The organism is Lichenifustis flavocetrariae, from assembly GCF_026130545.1.
Lineage (GTDB): Bacteria > Pseudomonadota > Alphaproteobacteria > Rhizobiales > Beijerinckiaceae > Lichenihabitans > Lichenihabitans flavocetrariae.
In genome coordinates, this window is the sequence record NZ_JAMOIM010000002.1 from 191,881 (window position 1) to 210,017 (window position 18,137).

Here is an 18,137-nt window from a genome sequence, read left to right on the forward strand (position 1 = left end):
AACATGGCAGCGAAAGACGTACGTTTTTCCTCTGATGCCCGCGCCAAGATGCTGCGCGGCGTCGATATCCTGGCCGATGCGGTCAAGGTGACCTTGGGCCCGAAGGGCCGCAACGTCGTGATCGACAAGAGCTTCGGTGCCCCCCGCATCACCAAGGACGGTGTGACGGTCGCGAAGGAAATCGAACTCGAAGACAAGTTCGAGAACATGGGCGCCCAGATGGTGCGCGAAGTGGCCTCGAAGACCAATGACAAGGCCGGCGACGGCACCACGACCGCGACGGTTCTGGCCCAAGCCATCGTTCGCGAAGGCGCCAAATATGTGGCCGCCGGCATGAACCCGATGGACCTGAAGCGCGGCGTCGATTTGGCCGTGACGGCGGCTCTTGAGGACATCAAGTCGCAGTCGAAGAAGATCAACTCGTCGGACGAAGTGGCCCAGGTCGGCACGATCTCGGCGAACGGCGATAAGTCGATCGGCGAAATGATCGCTCAAGCGATGCAGAAGGTCGGCAACGAGGGCGTCATCACCGTCGAGGAAGCCAAGACGGCCGAGACCGAGCTCGACGTCGTCGAGGGCATGCAGTTCGACCGTGGCTATCTCAGCCCCTATTTCATCACCAATGCCGAGAAGATGGTTGCGGAGCTCGACGAGCCCTACATCCTGATCCACGAGAAGAAGCTCTCGTCGCTGCAGGCGATGCTGCCGGTGCTCGAAGCCGTCGTTCAGACTGGCAAGCCGCTGCTGATCGTCGCCGAGGATATCGAAGGGGAAGCGCTCGCGACCCTCGTGGTCAACAAGCTGCGCGGTGGCCTCAAGGTCGCGGCCGTCAAGGCCCCGGGCTTCGGCGATCGCCGCAAGGCCATGCTGGAAGACATCGCGATCCTGACCCAGGGTCAGATGATCTCGGAAGAACTCGGCATCAAGCTCGAATCCGTGACCCTGCAGATGCTCGGCCGCGCCAAGCGGGTCCGCATCGACAAGGAAAACACCACCGTCATCGACGGCTATGGCGAGAAGGCCGACATCGACGGCCGCATCGCCCAGATCAAGGCGCAGATCGAGGAAACCACCTCGGACTACGATCGTGAGAAGCTCCAGGAGCGTCTGGCGAAGCTCGCGGGCGGTGTCGCGGTGATCCGCGTCGGCGGCTCGACGGAAGTCGAAGTGAAGGAAAAGAAGGATCGCGTCGACGACGCCCTGAACGCGACCCGCGCGGCCGTGGAAGAAGGCATCGTTCCTGGCGGTGGCACGGCGCTTCTGCGCGCCAAGCTTGCGGTCGCCAAGCTCAAGAGCGAGTTCCCGGACGTGCAAGCCGGCATCAACATCGTGTCGAAGGCGCTTGAAGCCCCGATCCGCCAGATCGCCGAGAACGCCGGCGTCGAAGGCTCGATCGTTGTTGGCAAGGTCACCGAGAACGGCTCCGCGACGTTCGGCTATAATGCTCAGACCGAGCAATATGTCGACATGATCGAAGCCGGCATCGTCGACCCCGCAAAGGTCGTGCGCACGGCTCTCCAGGATGCGGCTTCGGTTGCCGGCCTGCTGATCACCACCGAAGCGATGGTGGCTGAGCTTCCGAAGGACAAGCCCGCGATGCCGATGGGTGGCCCGGGCGGCGGCATGGGCGGCATGGACTTCTAAAAGGTCTATGCGGGCTCAATCCGCAGAAGCGATTTAAGACCAGAAACCCCGGAGCGATCCGGGGTTTTTGCATTTCGAAAGAACTCGCTCAACCACAGCGCTTTTGGTTGGAAGACTGACGCGGCTTGATACCGGTTCGGACGTTTCATCTCGGCGGGCGGCGTCACTCGACCACGAGGGTGTTCGCCCTTCAGGACGACGCATTCGACGTCTGGTCTTGAACGGCTCCGTTCGACTGCCACTCCTGGTGCTGCAAGAGATCCGAGACATCGTCTCCGCTTCCGTCTGCCCGGCCCATCATGTTCCAGACCTCGATGTCCGAGATCAGTCCGTTGCGGGTCACGAGGGTCACGTTGATGGCAGGATAATCCGGGTAGCCCCGTCCGCTCGATGAGCATATCAGCGACGGGCCGCTGATATCCGGCATGGCATGTTTCAATGGCTCACAGGTGAAACCCATATCGACGAGACGTGTGGCGGCAGGCTGAAGTCTCGAACCTCGTGGGAAGAGGGACAAAGCTTCGTCCCGGATACCGGTCAGGCTGTTGCTCTTGAGCGCCTGGCGACGAACCGCGCCATCGACAGTGCTTTCCGTCGCCACCAAGCCCAGCATCGCCGCAACAATGCCGAAAGCGATCAGGACGATGCGTTTGGCGTGGCGGATCATCGGAACTCTCTACCCAACGCTGTCATGTTCAAGCTGCACGAATTGCCGTGTCGCGCACACCGTTGTGCTCAGCGAGCAAGCTCACGACTTGCCCGGCGGGCATTGGGCGTCCGATCAGGTAACCCTGGATTTCATCGCAGCCGATATCCGTCAGATATTTGAGCTGCCGCGGTGTCTCAACACCCTCCGCGGTCACGCGCATGCCGAGGTTACGGCCGAGGGTTACGATCGTGCGGATGATCTGCTCCGCCTCCTGGCTTTCGTTCAAATTCTGAAGGAACGAGCGATCGATCTTGATCTTGTCGAAAGCAAAACGGCGAAGGTAGCTGAGGCTCGAATAGCCCGTTCCGAAATCGTCCATGGCGAATCGAATGCCCATGCTCTTCATGGCCAGAAGATTCTCCATGGCTCGGGTGTTGTTGGTCATGAAGACCGACTCGGTCAGTTCGAGCTCCAGACGGTTGGGTGCGATCCCGGTTTCGGCAATCACAACCCTCGCGATCTCTGGAAAGGTCAGATCGCGAAGCTGGGCGATCGACACATTGACGGCTACCCGGATCTCAGGCGGCCACCCGACGGCCTCAGTACAGGCCTGCCGGAGCGCCCAGGCGCCGATGGCCCCTATGATGCCGGTACGCTCAGCCATCGGGATGAATTCGCCCGGCGACACCATCCCGCGAGTCGGATGATGCCAGCGGATCAACGCCTCGAACGCCCGCACCTCCATCGTGGCGAGATCGAGCAACGGCTGGTAATAGAGCTCGAATTCGCCGTTCCTCACGGCTCGCCTGAGATCCGCCTCCAGGGTTACGCGCGCATTGAGCACTTCCTGCATGGCCGGCTCGAACGCGCAGAGCGATCCCCGCCCCTCTTCCTTGGCCTTGTGCAAGGCCACATCCGCATTTTTCAAGAGGTCGCCGTAGGATCGACCATGCTGCGGCGCCGTTACGACCCCAGCCGTCGCGCTGATGGTGAGGCTGTGGCCTTCGATCTCGAACGGTATTCGGAGAACCTCAAGGCAGGAGGTGGCAAAGGCCGAGCTTTCCTCAGGATCTGACACGGACGAGCGCAAGACGGCAAATTCATCCCCGTCGAGTCGCACGACCAGATCGGTCCGACGAACCATCCGGGACAGTCGGTCCGCGACACCTCGCAGCAGGCCGTCGCCGACCGAATGACCGAGGGTGTCGTTGATCTCCTTGAAGTGGTCGATGTCCAGGCAAAACACCGCGAAGCCATCGCCCGACTCAAGGCGTTCCGCCGCTTCGCGGGCCTTCTGCTCGAACATCAGCCGATTGGGTAAACCCGTTAGGACATCGTGCGTGGCCAGATGGGCGATCCGCGATTCGGCACGCCGCCTTTCCGTAATGTCTTCGTAGGTCGCAAGCCAGCCACCGTCGTCCATCGGTTCGTGCGTGATTGCAATCACACGATCGCGCCCGAACGCTGCGAAACGCGATGTGCGGATGCGGCGGGCCACCACGAACCGTTCGTGTCGGCGCAGTCTTGCCGGATTGAAGCCTGGATGGTTCCCTTTCCGGATGCTGAGATCAAGGAGGGCCTGGTAGGTCGTACCCGGTTTGGCTTCGTCGACGTCGAAGCCAAACAGCGACAGGCATTGCCGGTTCGCAAGCTTGAGCCGACCCTCGCTGTCGAAAACACACAAACCCTGGCTGATGTTGGCGAGGGCCGCATCCAAGGTCGCCTTGGCGGCCGATAGTGTTTCCTTCTGCTCGGCAATCGTGGTGATGTCGGTATAAAGACCGACAAACCCACCTTCGCTCGTTCGATTGCGGCTGTTTTGAATGCGGCGCCCATCGGGCAGAACACTCTCCCGCGTGTCTGGCTCATCCGCGACTTCGGCCAGCATGGCGCGCCGGGCGTGCCCGTAGAGGCCGACAAGCTTGCGCACGGTCTCCAAGGTCGCTCCGGCGGCAAGCTTGGTGTGACCGAGTCCGAGGAAGTCCAAAGCCCGCGCATTGGCGATCTGGATCACCCCACTCTCATCAGCGACGATCACGCCCTCGTGCGATCCATTGATCGCTTCGGCCAAACGGGTCTGGCTCTTGGTGCGCAGAATGATCTGCTCGTCCATCATGGCCTTGATCCGGAACCGCATGATCGTCATCGCATGGATCAGATGGCCAAGTTCGTCACTCCCGGTTTTCGGCGCTTCTCCATCAAGGCGTCCTTGGGCGATATCGTTTGCAAAGGTAACCGCACGTCCGAGCGGGGCCTTCAACCCGTAGAAGAGTGCGAAGGCGGCCATGGTCGCGACCATCGACGCCAATAGAGCACTGACCAGAGCCACAGCGACGCTATGTTCAACCATCGTGCTCGCGGCACGCTGATGCTGATCGGCGGCCTCCCCGATGAGATTGATCAACTCCTCGACTTTGCTGTCAACTTGATGGGAGAGCCCCTCCAAATCACGGGCGGCCGGGGATTTGGGCCCATTTTCCTCGACGGATCTCGCGGCCGCGAGCCAAGCAGCCTCGGCGCCGCGAAGCTTGTCTCCGAGGCCACTTTGCCTGAGCGAAGGTGTGCGCTCCAAGGCAGTCTCAACGTCGGTCAAAAAAGATCTATGCAGCGCCGAAATGTTCGGGCCTTCGAGATGCCCGGTTTGCGCGAACTCGGCGCGCATACGGCTGAAATCATTGCCGATCGAGCGAGCGAAGTTGGTCGGCACAACGACGTCTGTGAAGACTTCGAGCGCGACATTGCCGGCACGCTTGGCGTTGAGAACCGTCAGTCCTGTCAGCGTAGCGCCAACCACCACCATCGTCGCGAACGCCAGGGTGATCCGACGTCCGATCGTCCACCGTACCATGAACCGCCGAGGCAGCGCTTCCGCCATGATCTTGTTCCAGACAATCGAGCAAGTTGCGGTTCGACTTGCCGAGACTGAAGGCTAGCATCGGATACTTTCGGAATTATTCCTATCGGGAACGTTTCCGGAGTTCAGGTCTGGTTCATATCGGCTTTGCAGGAAAACACCGGATTTAAGCGATCTGACTGTATCGGCTGAACAATTCTCAGCGGAGCTGCTCTGAACATCAGCTTGCGGGCAAGATTTTCTTCGCTTCGACGTCCGATAGGAGACGCAACCGCGTACTCTCCCCTGCCGTTCGGACTGCAAGGTTAGCCAATCGTGATGCTGGTTCGGCCTGATATTCGAGCAAGCACTCTCCGGAGCGCGGCCGCGTCGACGGCGATGCACCCGGCGGTTGGCGCGCCGGCGGGATCCCGCACGTGGAGAAAGATCGCGCTTCCCTTCCGCTTTCGCGCAGGATGGCGATTATGGTCGATCACCACAATCAGGTCATAGAGCGTGTCATTCCGCCACAAATGCTCGTGGCTTTGTGCAGATGGAAGATTGACGGGCTGATTATAGTTCGTCGAAGCAGGGTCGTCACACCATCCGTCCCTTGGACAGAGGGGACGGCTCCCAAGAGCCGACAAAGGCCGTGCCTTCCGATCCGAACGGAACATCACAGCCTCGAGCCGAAAGGTGCCGGCCGGAGTTGCTCCGTCCCCTTCCCGTTTGCGATGCGAGATGCCGGCTGGGCCCAGCGAGCAGGGGATCACCGATGTTCCCACAAGAAGTTTTCCCTGCCAGCGGTTGCCGAGGGCGCGCACGACGCGCAGGCGCGCCAGCCCGCCGCAGGGCTTCGAACGGAGAAAACCCGAGTGTCTTGTGGCGGAGAACTTGGTGGCGATGACTTTTCCTCCCAGTCGAGGTCCGATACACCGAAGTCGCTTGCGCAGCCTTCAAGCATTGCGCACCTTGCGAAAGGCGTGGTCCTGCAGCAAGGAGAACTCGCTCGCGTCCAGAATGGCGTGGCACAGGAGGAGTTTGCACGCATATGAGCCAGGTACGCAGGATCCTGATTGTCGACGACGACGGCGATCTTCGATCCTTGCTGGTCGAGCAATTCGATTGCCATGACGAGTTCGAGACGATCGAGGCTGCGACGGCCAGCACTGCCATGGCGTTGGCGGCCGATCAACATCCCGACCTCGTGATCATGGATGTCAGCCTCCCGGATATGGATGGCCGCGACGCCGTCGCGGCCATGCGGGAACAAGGATTTAAGAACCCCGTCATCATCATAACGGGGCACTCGGGTGATGCGGACGTGGTGCGTGGCCTCGAATCGGGTGCGAACGACTACGTGAGCAAGCCGTTTCGTTTTGCCGTGCTGTTGGCGCGAATCCGGGCGCATCTTCGCAGCCATGAAAGCAGCGATGATGCTATGTTCCAGATCGGCGATTATAGTTTTCGACCGGGCCTCAAGCATCTCGTGGATCACAAGGGGGGCAAGCTGCGGCTCACCGAAAAGGAAACCGCGATTCTTCGGTTCTTGTATCGGGCCGGCGATCAGGTTGTTCCACGGGAGACGCTGCTCCGGGAGGTTTGGGGCTACAATGCCGCCGTAACCACCCACACACTTGAGACACACATCTACCGGCTACGGCAAAAGATCGAGTCCGATCCAGCCCAGGCCCAGCTTCTGGTCACGGAGGCGGGAGGCTATCGACTCGTTCCCTGACGATCCCGTCAGCGTTCATGTGTCCGGAGAAGCACGCGGCCTATGGCACTCGGTCAAGACATCGAACGGCTTGCCCAGATTCCGTTGCTGCGAGTCATGGAACCGGATGCGCTGCGTCTTCTCGCCTTTGCCGGAGAAACCCGCATCGTTCTGGCCGATACGGCTCTGTTCCAACAAGGAGAAAAGAGCAATGGCGGCTACCTTGTCCTCAGCGGTTCGTTTCTTCTGCACGATCGAGACGGGCAGGGACCCCGCTTCGGGCCGGGAACGCTGCTCGGAGAGGCGGCTCTCTTGCGCGAAACGGTCCATGAGCGGAGCGCGGTCGCCGAGGAAACCTCGACCGTCTTCAAGGTGCCGCGTACGACGATGCTGCGGGTCCTGGAAGAACATCCAGTTTCGGCACAGCGCCTCCTTGGCTTTCTGGCGCAGCGTTTGAATCGTGCCTTGGTGCTTCCCGCTGGTGACGCCTGAGTTATAGCGAACACTCTGCCGCCAACCGGCGGTTCGACGTCAATGCCCGGCGCAAAGATCAAAGCTGCAGTGTCGCAAGGACCGGCACGTGATCGGACGGGCGATCCCAGCCGCGCGCTTCCTTGATCACCCGGATGTCGTCAACCGCCGCGCCGAGATCCTGGCTGACCCACACATGATCCAGACGCCGGCCCTTGTCGGCGGCAGCCCAATCGGGCGAGCGGTAGCTCCACCATGTATAGAGCTTCTGTTCGGCCGGGATGCACTGGCGCATGGCATCGATCCAGGCGCCGGCCCGCATCACGCGGCCGAACCGTTCGACTTCGACCGGCGTGTGGCTGACCACGGACAGAAGCGCCTTGTGGCTCCAGACATCGGTTTCGAGCGGAGCGATATTGAGGTCGCCGACCAGGACCGCCCGCTGCGAGCGCAGTGTGCCGTTGCCGGGCGCGGCCTCCATGCAGTCAAGAAAATGGAGCTTGTGGGCAAATTTATCGTTGATCTCCGGATCAGGCTCGTCGCCACCCGCCGGGACGTAGAAATTATGGATGGTCAGGCCGCTTGCTGAACCGGCTGCCTCTCCCAACGTGACGGCGAGATGCCGCGAGTGTCCATGCCGGCAGAACAGCCCCCTCTCGACGGACGCGATCGGCAAACGCGAGAGCACGGCCACGCCATGGTAGCCCTTCTGGCCATTGACCACGATATGTTCGTAGCCCAGGGCCCGCAGATCTGCCGTCGGAAACTGATCGTCCGGACATTTGGTCTCCTGCAGGCACACGATGTCCGGCTGATATTCGCCGATGAAACGTCGGACGATCGGCAGGCGCAGGCGAACGGAGTTGATGTTCCACGTGGCAAGTGTCAGCGGCACGAAAGGCTCATGGTCGGATCGGGAAAGCTGGCACTTGGCATCCTGCGCCTCCCGCAGGCAAGCGAATTGCACGCCGCCAGGGTTGATCTCCGGAACGGGCGGAAGCGGGCCAGTCCTTGCTTCACCGCTCCCGCGGACGACGCTCTCAACTCGTGGCCGCTCGAAAGCCACTGGGCTCGCGTTGTGGTCCTTCCCTGCGATTAAACGCTGGAGAAGCGGGATGCAGACGCGGGATTGTCGTGCCTCTGGCTTCTAAACCGGTTCCGGGACACTCGCGCGACGCTTGATCCGGATTGCCCATCGCGCCGCCTCGGCTCGGATCGTTCCGACATCCAATGCAAACAACAATGCCCCATAGAGACAGGGGCCGATGGACGCGGCGAGGATTAATGAAAGTATGGGCGAAGGGATCGCGCGCATTGGCCACAGCCCGACGGACGTGACTGCCGCTGCGACAAGGATTCCCACGATGTCTCCAAATGGCGGACGAACGGCTGGCGTTCGCATGGCCAAGCCAAGCAAGATGACAAACCCGACGGCGAGACTTGCGGAATGCAGGGCCGCGATCCCGATCGGCCCGGCTCCAACGGGCATCAACAGCAGCCCCGCGCCATCGACCGCCGCCGACACTAAGGCGGCGCCGACGATCGGGGCTGTGCGATGCGCGATCTGGAACACCGGGTTCACGGCGAATTGGCCCAGACAGAATAAGAGGATGCCAGGGAGAATGGTTAGGCCGAGCGGCACGAAATCGCTGCGAAACCGAGCAGGAACGATCAAAGCCACGAAGGCCGGCAGGGTGAGCGCAAAACCGACCGCCAACAGGACGAGCACGGCAGACACGGTCACCATATTGACTCGCAGCTGGCGTTCGGCCGCCGCATGCCCCTCCGTTGCTTCGGCCCGCACCGCCAACTGAAAGACGAAGACATCGACGGCCGCGCCCATGGCGAGCAGCAAACGAAGCGCGATATCGGTGGCGAGCGACAATTGTCCGGCGGACGCATAGCCGAAGTGAGACGCGGCCGCGCTGCGGTTACACAGCAACATTGTTTGGAAGACGACGTTGGCGACCACCACGGGCACACCGTAAGACGCAAAGCGACGCAGCAGCGCGGACTCGGCACGGGCGCCCGGCGGATCGAGCAGTTTGGACCGCACCGGAAGTGTCGCGAGCAGGATGCCACCTGCCTGCGCGGCGAGAACAAGAGCCGGATCCTCAGTGAGCAGCGCGGCTCCGAGCGCAAAGGCGAGGCCCAAGACGCCCTTGCCAATCACCAGAACCGCATAGTCCCGGTCTTTGAAACGGGCCCGCGCAAGCGCCGCCTGAAAGTCGAAGGCTCCGTTGGCGATCCCGGTCACCGCGACGGCGATCACCAAGCCGCGCGTCAGGAACGGATCAATCCCGACACAGATCACCAAGGCGGTCCCACAGAGCACTAACAGCGTCAACCCGCGATACGCGAAGTCGAGCGTCGGCCGCAAGGCGGGGGAGAGTAAGCGTTGCGGCTCGCCGTAGAACCGCGTCGTCGAAAGCCGCAGCCAATCGAACAATCCCGTCGCAATCAGCGCCCCGGCTGAGGCCGCGACCGCGAAGTGCCCATATCCGGCCGGACCGAGCACGGCCGCGATCGACAGGCCGACCGCGAAATTGAGCCCGGCATTCAGCAGGAAGGTGATGACTGTCCGCATGACGCCCGTGCGAGAGACGGGCACATGCTAGCCGGGAGGATTGAAGGGAGGGTTACCGGCCAACTTATCAGTTGCGCGAGTTGAGCATCCGCTCCGATGAGATACGAAATAGCGCGGGATCGGGCTTGCTGGCGAGGTCCATGTCGTTCAGCGAGACCATCGTTTCATAGCCTTGCGGGTCGGTGATGGTCCACTGACGCAGCGCGAAGGGCTCGATCGAAAACGTCAGACGGATCCGTGACGTTCCGCCGAAGGTCTGATGATCCTCGATCAGGATCGATGCATCCTTGGCATCGCTTGTGACATCGATGATCTGCGCATCTTGAGCCAGATCGATATGGTCTTTCAGCAGAAACTTCAGCGGGGTTTGGGCGATGAAGTAGAGGTCCTGCGTGTGAAGCTTGCGATCGATCACGGCCACCGAGGTCCCATCGGCAATGACTTCGAGGGTTGCGGGCGGTGCGTAGGTGAATCGCATCTTACCCGGCCGGTCGACGTAGAGCTTGCCGTCTGTCCTGCGTCCATCCCCCCCGATCTGCGTGAAGTCCGCCTGCATCGTGCCGGCGGTGTTAAAGTATTCGTCAGCCTTGGTAATTACGTCTTCTGGGCTCAGAGAGGGTGCGGTTACGGGTGCGGTTTTGGTCGAAGCGGCCTTGCGCGCCGGCTGCAGTTGCAGCGGTCCAGTTTCCGCCGATGCCGCCAGGGGGATCACTGCAAAAGCAAGAACGGCAGCTAGCAAGCGGGTGGTCATTCGCAGCGAATCTTTCCGTGTCAGAAGCATTTCACGCGTTAGTCATGGGGTGTGGCCATTGTGAGACGGCACGGCTCAACTGGTCCCTCCATTGGCGAATAAAGAGGCATTCGCCTCATCTCATATCGTCATCCTCGCCTTCGTAGCTTCCACGCCGATCGGGCTCGACCAGGATCTCGCGCTTGCCGGCGTGGTTGGATGCTCCGACAAGGCCCTCACGTTCCATACGCTCGACGAGTGAGGCTGCCTTGTTGTAGCCGATCTGCAACCGGCGCTGGATGTAGGACGTCGAGCACTTCTTGTCGCGGAGAACGACGCGGACAGCCTGGTCGTAGAGATCGCCCGACTCGTCGCCGAACCCACCCTTGTCGATAACGGCTTGATCCTGCTCGGCCTCGTCTTCGCCGTCGAGATCAACCGTCACCACGTCGAGATAGTCGGGATGCCCTTGCGACTTCAGGTGCAGCACGACCTTTTCCACTTCGCCGTCCGACACGAACGGACCATGGACACGCGAAATGCGTCCGCCGCCCGCCATATACAGCATGTCGCCCTGGCCAAGCAGTTGCTCGGCACCTTGCTCACCGAGAATGGTGCGCGAGTCGATCTTGCTGGTCACCTGGAAGGAGATGCGGGTCGGGAAATTCGCCTTGATGGTGCCGGTGATGACATCCACGGACGGCCGCTGGGTCGCCATGATGAGATGGATGCCGGCCGCGCGCGCCATCTGGGCGAGGCGCTGGATGGCGCCTTCGATCTCCTTGCCGGCCACCATCATCAGGTCGGCCATCTCGTCGACCACCACCACGATGTAGGGGAGGAGCGCGAGATCCATGGTTTCGTGCTCGTAGACCGCCTCGCCGGTTTCCTTGTCGTAGCCGGTCTGGACCGTGCGGGTGATCACCTCGCCTCGTTCGGCCGCCTCCGTGACACGGGCGTTGAAGCCGTCGATATTGCGGACGCCCACCTTCGACATCTTCTTGTAGCGGTCCTCCATCTCGCGAACCGCCCATTTCAGGGCGATCACGGCCTTCTTCGGGTCGGTGACGACTGGCGTGAGGAGATGCGGAATGCCGTCGTAGATCGAGAGTTCCAGCATCTTCGGGTCGACCATGATCAGGCGACACTCTTCCGGCTTCATGCGGTAGAGCAACGACAGGATCATGGTGTTGATGGCGACGGACTTGCCGGAGCCGGTCGTGCCGGCGACCAAGAGATGCGGCATGCGGGCGAGATCGACGATGACGGGCTCGCCGCCGATCGTCTTGCCGAGAGCGATCGCGAGCTTGTGCTTCGATTCGCCAAACTCCTCGGAGCCGATCAATTCGCGCAGAAACACGGTTTCGCGCCGCTGGTTCGGGAGTTCGATGCCGATCACGTTGCGACCCTGAACCACCGCCACGCGGGCCGAGACGGCCGACATGGAGCGAGCGATATCGTCCGCCAAGCCAATCACCCGTGAAGATTTGATGCCCGGCGCAGGTTCCAGTTCGTACAGCGTCACCACTGGCCCGGGGCGGACGTTGATGATCTCGCCGCGCACCCCGAAATCTTCGAGAACCCCTTCAAGCAGGCGCGCATTCTGTTCCAGCGCATCTTCCGAAATGCCCGAATGCTGCTTCCGCGGCTCCGCCAACACCGTGACCGGCGGCATCTGAAACGAAGCCGAGTCCCAGCCGGGCTCGCGGTCCCAGTCGGGCGCATCCGGCTTGGGAGGCCGGATCGGCATCGTCACCCGTTTGCTCAAGGGAACCGACCCCTGAGCGTTCGTATCGCGTGGATCGGCCTTCGCCCGGCCCTTGCCACCCGGCCGCTGTGGGGTCTCGGGCATGGCGGCGCGGCGAAGATCTAAGGCCTCGTCGAAAATGGGCTCCAGGCGGCCGTCGTCTGCGAGAGCCTCGCCACGTGCGGCGCGCGCAGCGGGATCTTCGAAGTCCGCGAAAGGCGATTTCGCCGCATCGTCCTTGCCGAGCCAGGGAGCAAAGCGACCGTCAGACTCCGAAGCCGATGCTTCGCGCCGACGAAAAGATCGCATTAGGGCATCCCGTGCGGTCATTCCGAGTTGAACGAGGCCTCCCAGAGCCATGAGAGCGAAGCCCGGTTCGCCTGCCTCGTCCGATTCCTGACGCTGCGGAGCGTCACGCGCCTCGGGAACCCACCGATACGCCGCACCTCTCTCGCCGTCGTCAACGTCTTCCTTGAGGCCGAAGCCCGCCGATGCAGTCAGGGTCAGGATCGCGGTGCCGGCGAAAAACAGGCCCACCATCATGCGTCCTGGCTCGGATGCCCCGACGATGCGGCGCGGCAGGGCCAGCAGCGCGTCTCCCATGACGCCACCCAGTCCCGTCGGCAGAGGCCAGCGGTCCGTGGGCGGCAACAGCGACACGAGAGCCGCTGCTGCGGCCGTTCCAACCAGCAGGAGGACGAGTCTGGTCTTGACGTGGTGCAAGCGGCGGCGGGTCAGCAAGCTCCAGCCCCAACACGCGATCGGCGTCAGGAGAGCCACGACCGCCACGCCGAACAACTGCATGACCATATCGGCGCAGATGGCCCCGGTTGACCCGAGAAGATTGTGAACAGGCCCGTCCGACGCATGATTCCAGCTCGGATCATTGATGGACCAGGTCGCCAGCGAGAGACTGATCGCCCCGATCGACCCGACGACGAGCAAACCGAGGGCCTCAGCCGCGCGGCGCGCGAGGAACTCGCGTGCACCGTCGGATAAAAAGTCGACCGGCGAGAATGTGCCTGCGCGCATGAGCCTTTCCGCCACGCCGAACGAACGTCGCATCGCCGGCTAGCGACGCCGGGCGGACACAGGGTAAAATTAGGTTGTGAAGGTTAACGAGACGTGGACCGCACGGCATCAACGCTTCGATTTTCGCGTCCGATCCCGCTTTGTCACACCGAACAGCCGTTGCGGACGTTCAAACGAAAGCGGCGCTCAACAGAGCGCCGCCATCACTTCATGTGCTTTTGAGATATGAAGGATCAGTAGTTGTAGGCGCGCTCGCTGTGCTCTGCGATGTCGAGGCCTTCGCGTTCCTTCTCAGGCGACACACGCAGCCCGATCACCAGGTCGACGAGCTTATACAGGATCGCCGAGCCCACGCCCGACCAGACGAGCGTCGCAAGGACACCCTTGCCCTGGGCGATCATCTGGGTCGCCATGTCGTAGGTGCCCGTATTGCCGTTGGCATATTGCGTGTAGTCGGTCAGGCCTGTGCCGCCGAAATAGGGCGCCACCAGGATGCCGGTACCGAGGGCGCCGATGATCCCGCCAATGCAGTGAACGCCAAAGACGTCAAGTGCATCGTCGTAGCCGAGCTTGTTCTTCACCACCGAGACGAAGAAGATGCAGACTGGGCTGACGACAAGTCCGAGAATGATCGAACCCATGGGACCCGCGAAGCCGCAGGCTGGCGTGATCGCCACGAGACCGGCAACGGCACCGGAGGCCATGCCGAGCATGGAAGGTTTACCCTTCACGGCCCATTCCACGAACAACCATGACAGTGTCGCAGCCGAGGTCGCCACCATCGTGTTCACGAAAGCGAGGGCTGTGCCGCCATTGGCTTCCAGATTGGAACCCGCGTTGAAGCCGAACCAGCCGACCCACAGGAGCGAAGCGCCGATCATGGTCATGGTGAGCGAATGCGGGGGCATCGGCTCGCGCGGATAACCGATCCGCTTGCCTATGATGATGCACCCGACGAGGCCGGCAATACCGGCATCGATATGCACGACGGTACCACCCGCGAAGTCGAGAGCGCCAGCTTGAGCCAGCCAACCGGTTCCAGCCATCAAAGCATCAAGCTTGCCTTGGGCGGCCGTCTTCGCGTCCCCGGTCGCAGCCGCGACGGCCTTGGCGGCATTCGCGATGTCGTCCGGAGCCGCCACGTACCAAACCCAATGCGCGATCGGGAAGTAGATGAAGGTCGACCAAAGGACGATGAAGACGATCAGCGCCGAGAACTTGATCCTCTCCGCGAAGGCGCCGACGATCAGGGCTGGCGTGATCATCGCGAAGGTCATCTGGAACACCATATAGACGAGTTCCGGGATGACCACGCCGTTCGAGAACGTCGCCGCATTCGAGGACGGGGTGACCCCGGACAGGAAGGCTTTACCGAAACCACCGATATAAGCCGTCCAGGCACCGCCGTCGCCAAAGGCCAGCGAGTAGCCATAAACAGCCCAGATCACGCCGAGCAGCGCCACGATCATGAAGACCTGGCTCAGCACGGACAGCATGTTCTTCGTGCGGACGAGACCGCCGTAGAACAGGGCCAGTCCGGGAATGGACATCATCAGAACCAAGAGCGACGAGACGAGCATCCAGGCCGTGTCGCCCTTGTTCGGAACCGGTGCTGCCGCCGCTGCCGCAGCAGCGGCATCTGGCTGTGGCGCCGGTGTTTGCGCATAGGCGGCACCGGCTGCCAAAAGGGCCAGCGAGACAAGGCCTATTCCCACGCCCCATCGCATCCGCGAGGACGTCTTCATCAACTGCATGTTGTTACTCCGGGGATACTTTGTTCGATTGTGTCGAAGGGTCAGAGAGCGTCGTTGTCCACTTCGCCAGTACGGATGCGGACAGCTTTTTCGAGGCTGGTCACAAAGATCTTGCCGTCGCCGATCTGTCCGGTCCGTGCTGTCGCCGTGATGGCGTCCACCACCGTGTCGAGCAGTTCGGCCGCGACCGCGACCTCGATCTTGAGTTTCGGCAGAAAGCTCACAGCGTATTCGGCGCCACGGTAGATCTCCGTGTGACCTTTCTGGCGCCCATAGCCCTTGACCTCAGTCACCGTGAGCCCATGCACTCCAACGGCTGTAAGCGCATCCCGAACTTCTTCCAGTTTGAACGGTTTGATAATCGCCGTCACAATCTTCATCGCACCGGTTCCTCCAACACTGAAACCGCGGCGCTTCGCCAGACGGTTCGACATCAGCCGACCCGCGAGGCGGAGCAGCACAGGTGCGTCCCTTCAAGCGCCATGCCAACCGAGATGTCGCGGATTTGACGGCGTTCCGCCACACTTCCGTAATGAAGGTGCGGCAACGGCCTAATGGCTAAGCTTTGTGCCTATGAAAGAGGCAATTTCGAGCACCCTCTCACCGCTCGCGGATGAGGCCTTCCTGCGCCACGGAGGCCACGAGCGTGCCGTCGACCGCGTAGATCAACCCCCGGGTGAACCCACGCGCACCCTGCGACGTCGGGCTGTCTTGGGCGTAGAGCAACCAGTCGTCCGCCCTGAACGGGCGGTGGAACCACAAGGCATGGTCGAGACTGGCGACTTGCAAATCCGGTTCGAAAATCGAGCGCCGGTGCGCCACAAGCGCGGTGTCGAGCAGCGTCATATCGGACAGGTAGGCGAGCGCGGCGCGATGGAGTGCGGGATCGTCGTCTAGTTGACCGTTCATCCGCATCCAAATGCGTTGGATAGGCTTTGCGGGCACATCGGCGTCGGCTTCGTAGCGCGTCAGGTCGACGGGGCGAAGTTCCAAAGGCCGCTCCCTCTCGAGGTAGCGGCGGACCGCTGCCGGCAAGCGGGCCCCATACGTCCGCAGCAGTTCGGTCTCGCTTGGTAGATCGTCCGGCATCGGGACCAAAGGCATCGGCATGGCGTGATCCAGTCCGACCTCTCCGGTTTGAAACGAAGCCGCCAGTGTGAAGATGGGGCGGCCGTGCTGGATCGCCGTACAGCGCCGGGTCGCAAAACTGTGGCCGTCACGGAGGCGATCGACTTCATAGACGATCGGAGTCGTTGGATCGCCGGGCAGAAGAAAGTAGCCGTGCAGCGAATGGGGAGGACGTTCCGGAGCCGTGCGGCTGCAAGCCACAAGCGCCTGCGAGATCACGAGGCCACCAAAGACACGTTGCCAACCCACCTGAGGGCTGCGGCCGCGATAGATGTTGTCTTCCAGCTGCTCGAGATCGAGGATCCCGACAAGGTCCGCGACGGAAAAAGACATTGTCAGAGCCCCGCATGAACCTGAGAGCGACGCGGATGGCGCGACCGCATGGTCCTGTCACCCTTCCTTTTCGTGCTGCAGCGCCGCGGCCATGAACTTGTCCATCTGGGCCCGAATGTCCGGCAAAGCGACGATCTTCTGCCCATTTCGAAGATCCTCCAGGATCTTCTGGGCGAGCATCTCATCGCCATCGTGCGACAAGGCATAAGCGAGGACATCGTCTCGGTAGGCCGCGGCGTCGGCCCCTGTCTTCCCCACGAGAGCCGCTGCCCAATCGGCCAGCGCCTTGTTGCGCCGAGCCAGGACCCGAAACCGGACGTCCTGGTCGTGGACGTACAAATTCTCGAAGGCATGTTCGCGTTCATCAAACGTCGTCATTGTTTTCCCCCTACCGAGTTCGCCCATCGACGAACATAGAACTGCTGTCCCCCGAAGTCAGCCCGATGCCGCTGGCGTGACAGCCATGGCCCTTCCCGCCATTGAAGGATGCCTTGCATTCACCATCTCAAGAGAGGTGTTCAGGCCTGACTCATCGGCTGGCGCGTGAGCGCGTCAGATTGTGCCATGATCCACGATCGGATAGGTTGGATGGGTGAGGGTTTGAGTTCTAACGGAACCCCGACCGTCATAACGGCCACTCGTGCAAGTGCGCTCTGCCAGTCCCGCAAGGGACGGGCAGAGATCGATCAAAGGAGCTCAGGCCGACCCATGGATTTCCTCAAGCCACGGTTGATCCCCATGAACCGCCGCCGCCGCATCTATGAAGGCAAGGCCAAGGTCCTCTATGAAGGGCCTGAGCCAGGTACGCTGATCCAGCACTTCAAGGACGACGCCACGGCCTTCAACGCCAAGAAGCACCAAGTGATCGACGGCAAGGGCGTCCTCAACAACCGCATTTCGGAGTACGTCTTTCAGAACCTCAACAATATCGGCGTGCCGACGCACTTCATCAAACGATTGAACATGCGCGAGCAACTTATTAAAGAGGTTGAGATCATTCCGTTAGAAGTGGTCGTCCGCAATGTCGCGGCAGGCTCTCTGGCAACCCGTCTTGGCATCGAGGAAGGCACGCAGCTGCCGCGCTCGATCATCGAATTCTATTACAAGAACGACCAGCTCAACGACCCGATGGTGTCAGAAGAGCATATCACCGCGTTCGGTTGGGCGGCTCCGCAAGAGATCGACGACATCATGGCGCTTGCCATTCGGGTCAACGATTTCCTCTCGGGCGTCTTCCTCGGCGTCGGTATTCGGCTCGTCGATTTCAAAATGGAGACGGGTCGGCTCTGGGAAGGCGACATGATGCGGATCGTCGTGGCGGACGAGATTTCGCCTGACTCCTGCCGTCTGTGGGATATCAAATCGAACAACAAACTCGACAAGGATCGCTTTCGACGCGATCTCGGCGGGCTGGTCGAGGCCTATAGCGAAGTCGCACGCCGCCTCGGAATCATGCAGGAAAATGAAACGACGCGCCCACCTGGTCCGCAGCTCGTTCAGTAAACCCTCCGA

General features: G+C 61.6%; 15 protein-coding genes. 4 read left to right on the top strand and 11 right to left on the bottom strand.

What is annotated here, in order from left to right:
- Window positions 1–3: 3 nt before the first annotated feature.
- Complete coding sequence (groL, locus tag M8523_RS04355; RefSeq protein ID WP_282583611.1) at window positions 4–1,644, top strand: chaperonin GroEL; 1,641 nt, start codon at window positions 4–6, stop codon at window positions 1,642–1,644.
- A 190-nt stretch (window positions 1,645–1,834) separates the two neighbouring features.
- On the opposite strand, the gene M8523_RS04360 is transcribed toward groL, so the two are convergent.
- From M8523_RS04360 to M8523_RS04370, 3 genes are all read right to left on the bottom strand, one after another.
- The gene (locus M8523_RS04360; RefSeq protein ID WP_282583612.1) at window positions 1,835–2,311 is read right to left on the bottom strand and encodes a hypothetical protein; all 477 of its coding nucleotides are present in this window, start codon (window positions 2,309–2,311) and stop codon (window positions 1,835–1,837) included.
- A 28-nt stretch (window positions 2,312–2,339) separates the two neighbouring features.
- Window positions 2,340–5,168 (bottom strand): EAL domain-containing protein, encoded by a 2,829-nt coding sequence (locus M8523_RS04365; RefSeq protein WP_282583613.1) that lies wholly within the window; start codon window positions 5,166–5,168, stop codon window positions 2,340–2,342.
- Between the two features lie 284 nt (window positions 5,169–5,452).
- Window positions 5,453–5,950 carry a L,D-transpeptidase family protein gene (locus M8523_RS04370; protein WP_345894220.1) on the bottom strand — a complete coding sequence of 166 codons (498 nt, stop codon included), beginning with the start codon at window positions 5,948–5,950 and terminating at the stop codon, window positions 5,453–5,455.
- 227 nt (window positions 5,951–6,177) lie between these two features.
- Between M8523_RS04370 and M8523_RS04375 the strand changes: the two genes are divergently transcribed.
- Together M8523_RS04375 and M8523_RS04380 are read left to right on the top strand one after the other, a co-directional pair.
- Complete coding sequence (locus tag M8523_RS04375) at window positions 6,178–6,864, top strand: response regulator transcription factor (protein ID WP_282583615.1); 687 nt, start codon at window positions 6,178–6,180, stop codon at window positions 6,862–6,864.
- Window positions 6,865–6,906: 42 nt separating this feature from the next.
- A complete protein-coding gene (locus M8523_RS04380; RefSeq protein ID WP_282583616.1) occupies window positions 6,907–7,335 on the top strand; it encodes a cyclic nucleotide-binding domain-containing protein in 429 nt (142 codons plus the stop codon).
- Between the two features lie 58 nt (window positions 7,336–7,393).
- On the opposite strand, the gene M8523_RS04385 is transcribed toward M8523_RS04380, so the two are convergent.
- The 8 genes from M8523_RS04385 to M8523_RS04420 all read right to left on the bottom strand — a co-directional run bounded on the left by M8523_RS04385 (window position 7,394) and on the right by M8523_RS04420 (window position 17,003).
- The gene (locus tag M8523_RS04385) at window positions 7,394–8,209 is read right to left on the bottom strand and encodes an exodeoxyribonuclease III (protein WP_282583617.1); all 816 of its coding nucleotides are present in this window, start codon (window positions 8,207–8,209) and stop codon (window positions 7,394–7,396) included.
- A 252-nt stretch (window positions 8,210–8,461) separates the two neighbouring features.
- Entirely contained in the window at window positions 8,462–9,901 is a 1,440-nt protein-coding gene (locus M8523_RS04390) for a lipopolysaccharide biosynthesis protein (protein ID WP_282583618.1), read from the bottom strand.
- A 67-nt stretch (window positions 9,902–9,968) separates the two neighbouring features.
- Complete coding sequence (locus M8523_RS04395) at window positions 9,969–10,652, bottom strand: LolA family protein (protein ID WP_282583619.1); 684 nt, start codon at window positions 10,650–10,652, stop codon at window positions 9,969–9,971.
- A gap of 115 nt (window positions 10,653–10,767) precedes the next feature.
- Window positions 10,768–13,410 (bottom strand): DNA translocase FtsK, encoded by a 2,643-nt coding sequence (locus M8523_RS04400; RefSeq protein ID WP_282583620.1) that lies wholly within the window; start codon window positions 13,408–13,410, stop codon window positions 10,768–10,770.
- Between the two features lie 233 nt (window positions 13,411–13,643).
- The gene (locus M8523_RS04405; protein ID WP_428349800.1) at window positions 13,644–15,164 is read right to left on the bottom strand and encodes an ammonium transporter; all 1,521 of its coding nucleotides are present in this window, start codon (window positions 15,162–15,164) and stop codon (window positions 13,644–13,646) included.
- Window positions 15,165–15,205: 41 nt separating this feature from the next.
- Window positions 15,206–15,544 (bottom strand): P-II family nitrogen regulator, encoded by a 339-nt coding sequence (locus tag M8523_RS04410; RefSeq protein WP_282583621.1) that lies wholly within the window; start codon window positions 15,542–15,544, stop codon window positions 15,206–15,208.
- A gap of 220 nt (window positions 15,545–15,764) precedes the next feature.
- Window positions 15,765–16,625, bottom strand: coding sequence for an acyl-CoA thioesterase II (gene tesB / locus M8523_RS04415; RefSeq protein WP_282583622.1), 861 nt, complete (start codon window positions 16,623–16,625; stop codon window positions 15,765–15,767).
- Window positions 16,626–16,682: 57 nt separating this feature from the next.
- A complete protein-coding gene (locus tag M8523_RS04420; protein ID WP_282583623.1) occupies window positions 16,683–17,003 on the bottom strand; it encodes a DUF1476 domain-containing protein in 321 nt (106 codons plus the stop codon).
- 330 nt (window positions 17,004–17,333) lie between these two features.
- Between M8523_RS04420 and purC the strand changes: the two genes are divergently transcribed.
- Window positions 17,334–18,128: a phosphoribosylaminoimidazolesuccinocarboxamide synthase gene (gene purC, locus M8523_RS04425; protein ID WP_282583624.1), complete on the top strand. Its 795-nt coding sequence runs from the start codon at window positions 17,334–17,336 to the stop codon at window positions 18,126–18,128.
- Window positions 18,129–18,137 lie beyond the last annotated feature (9 nt).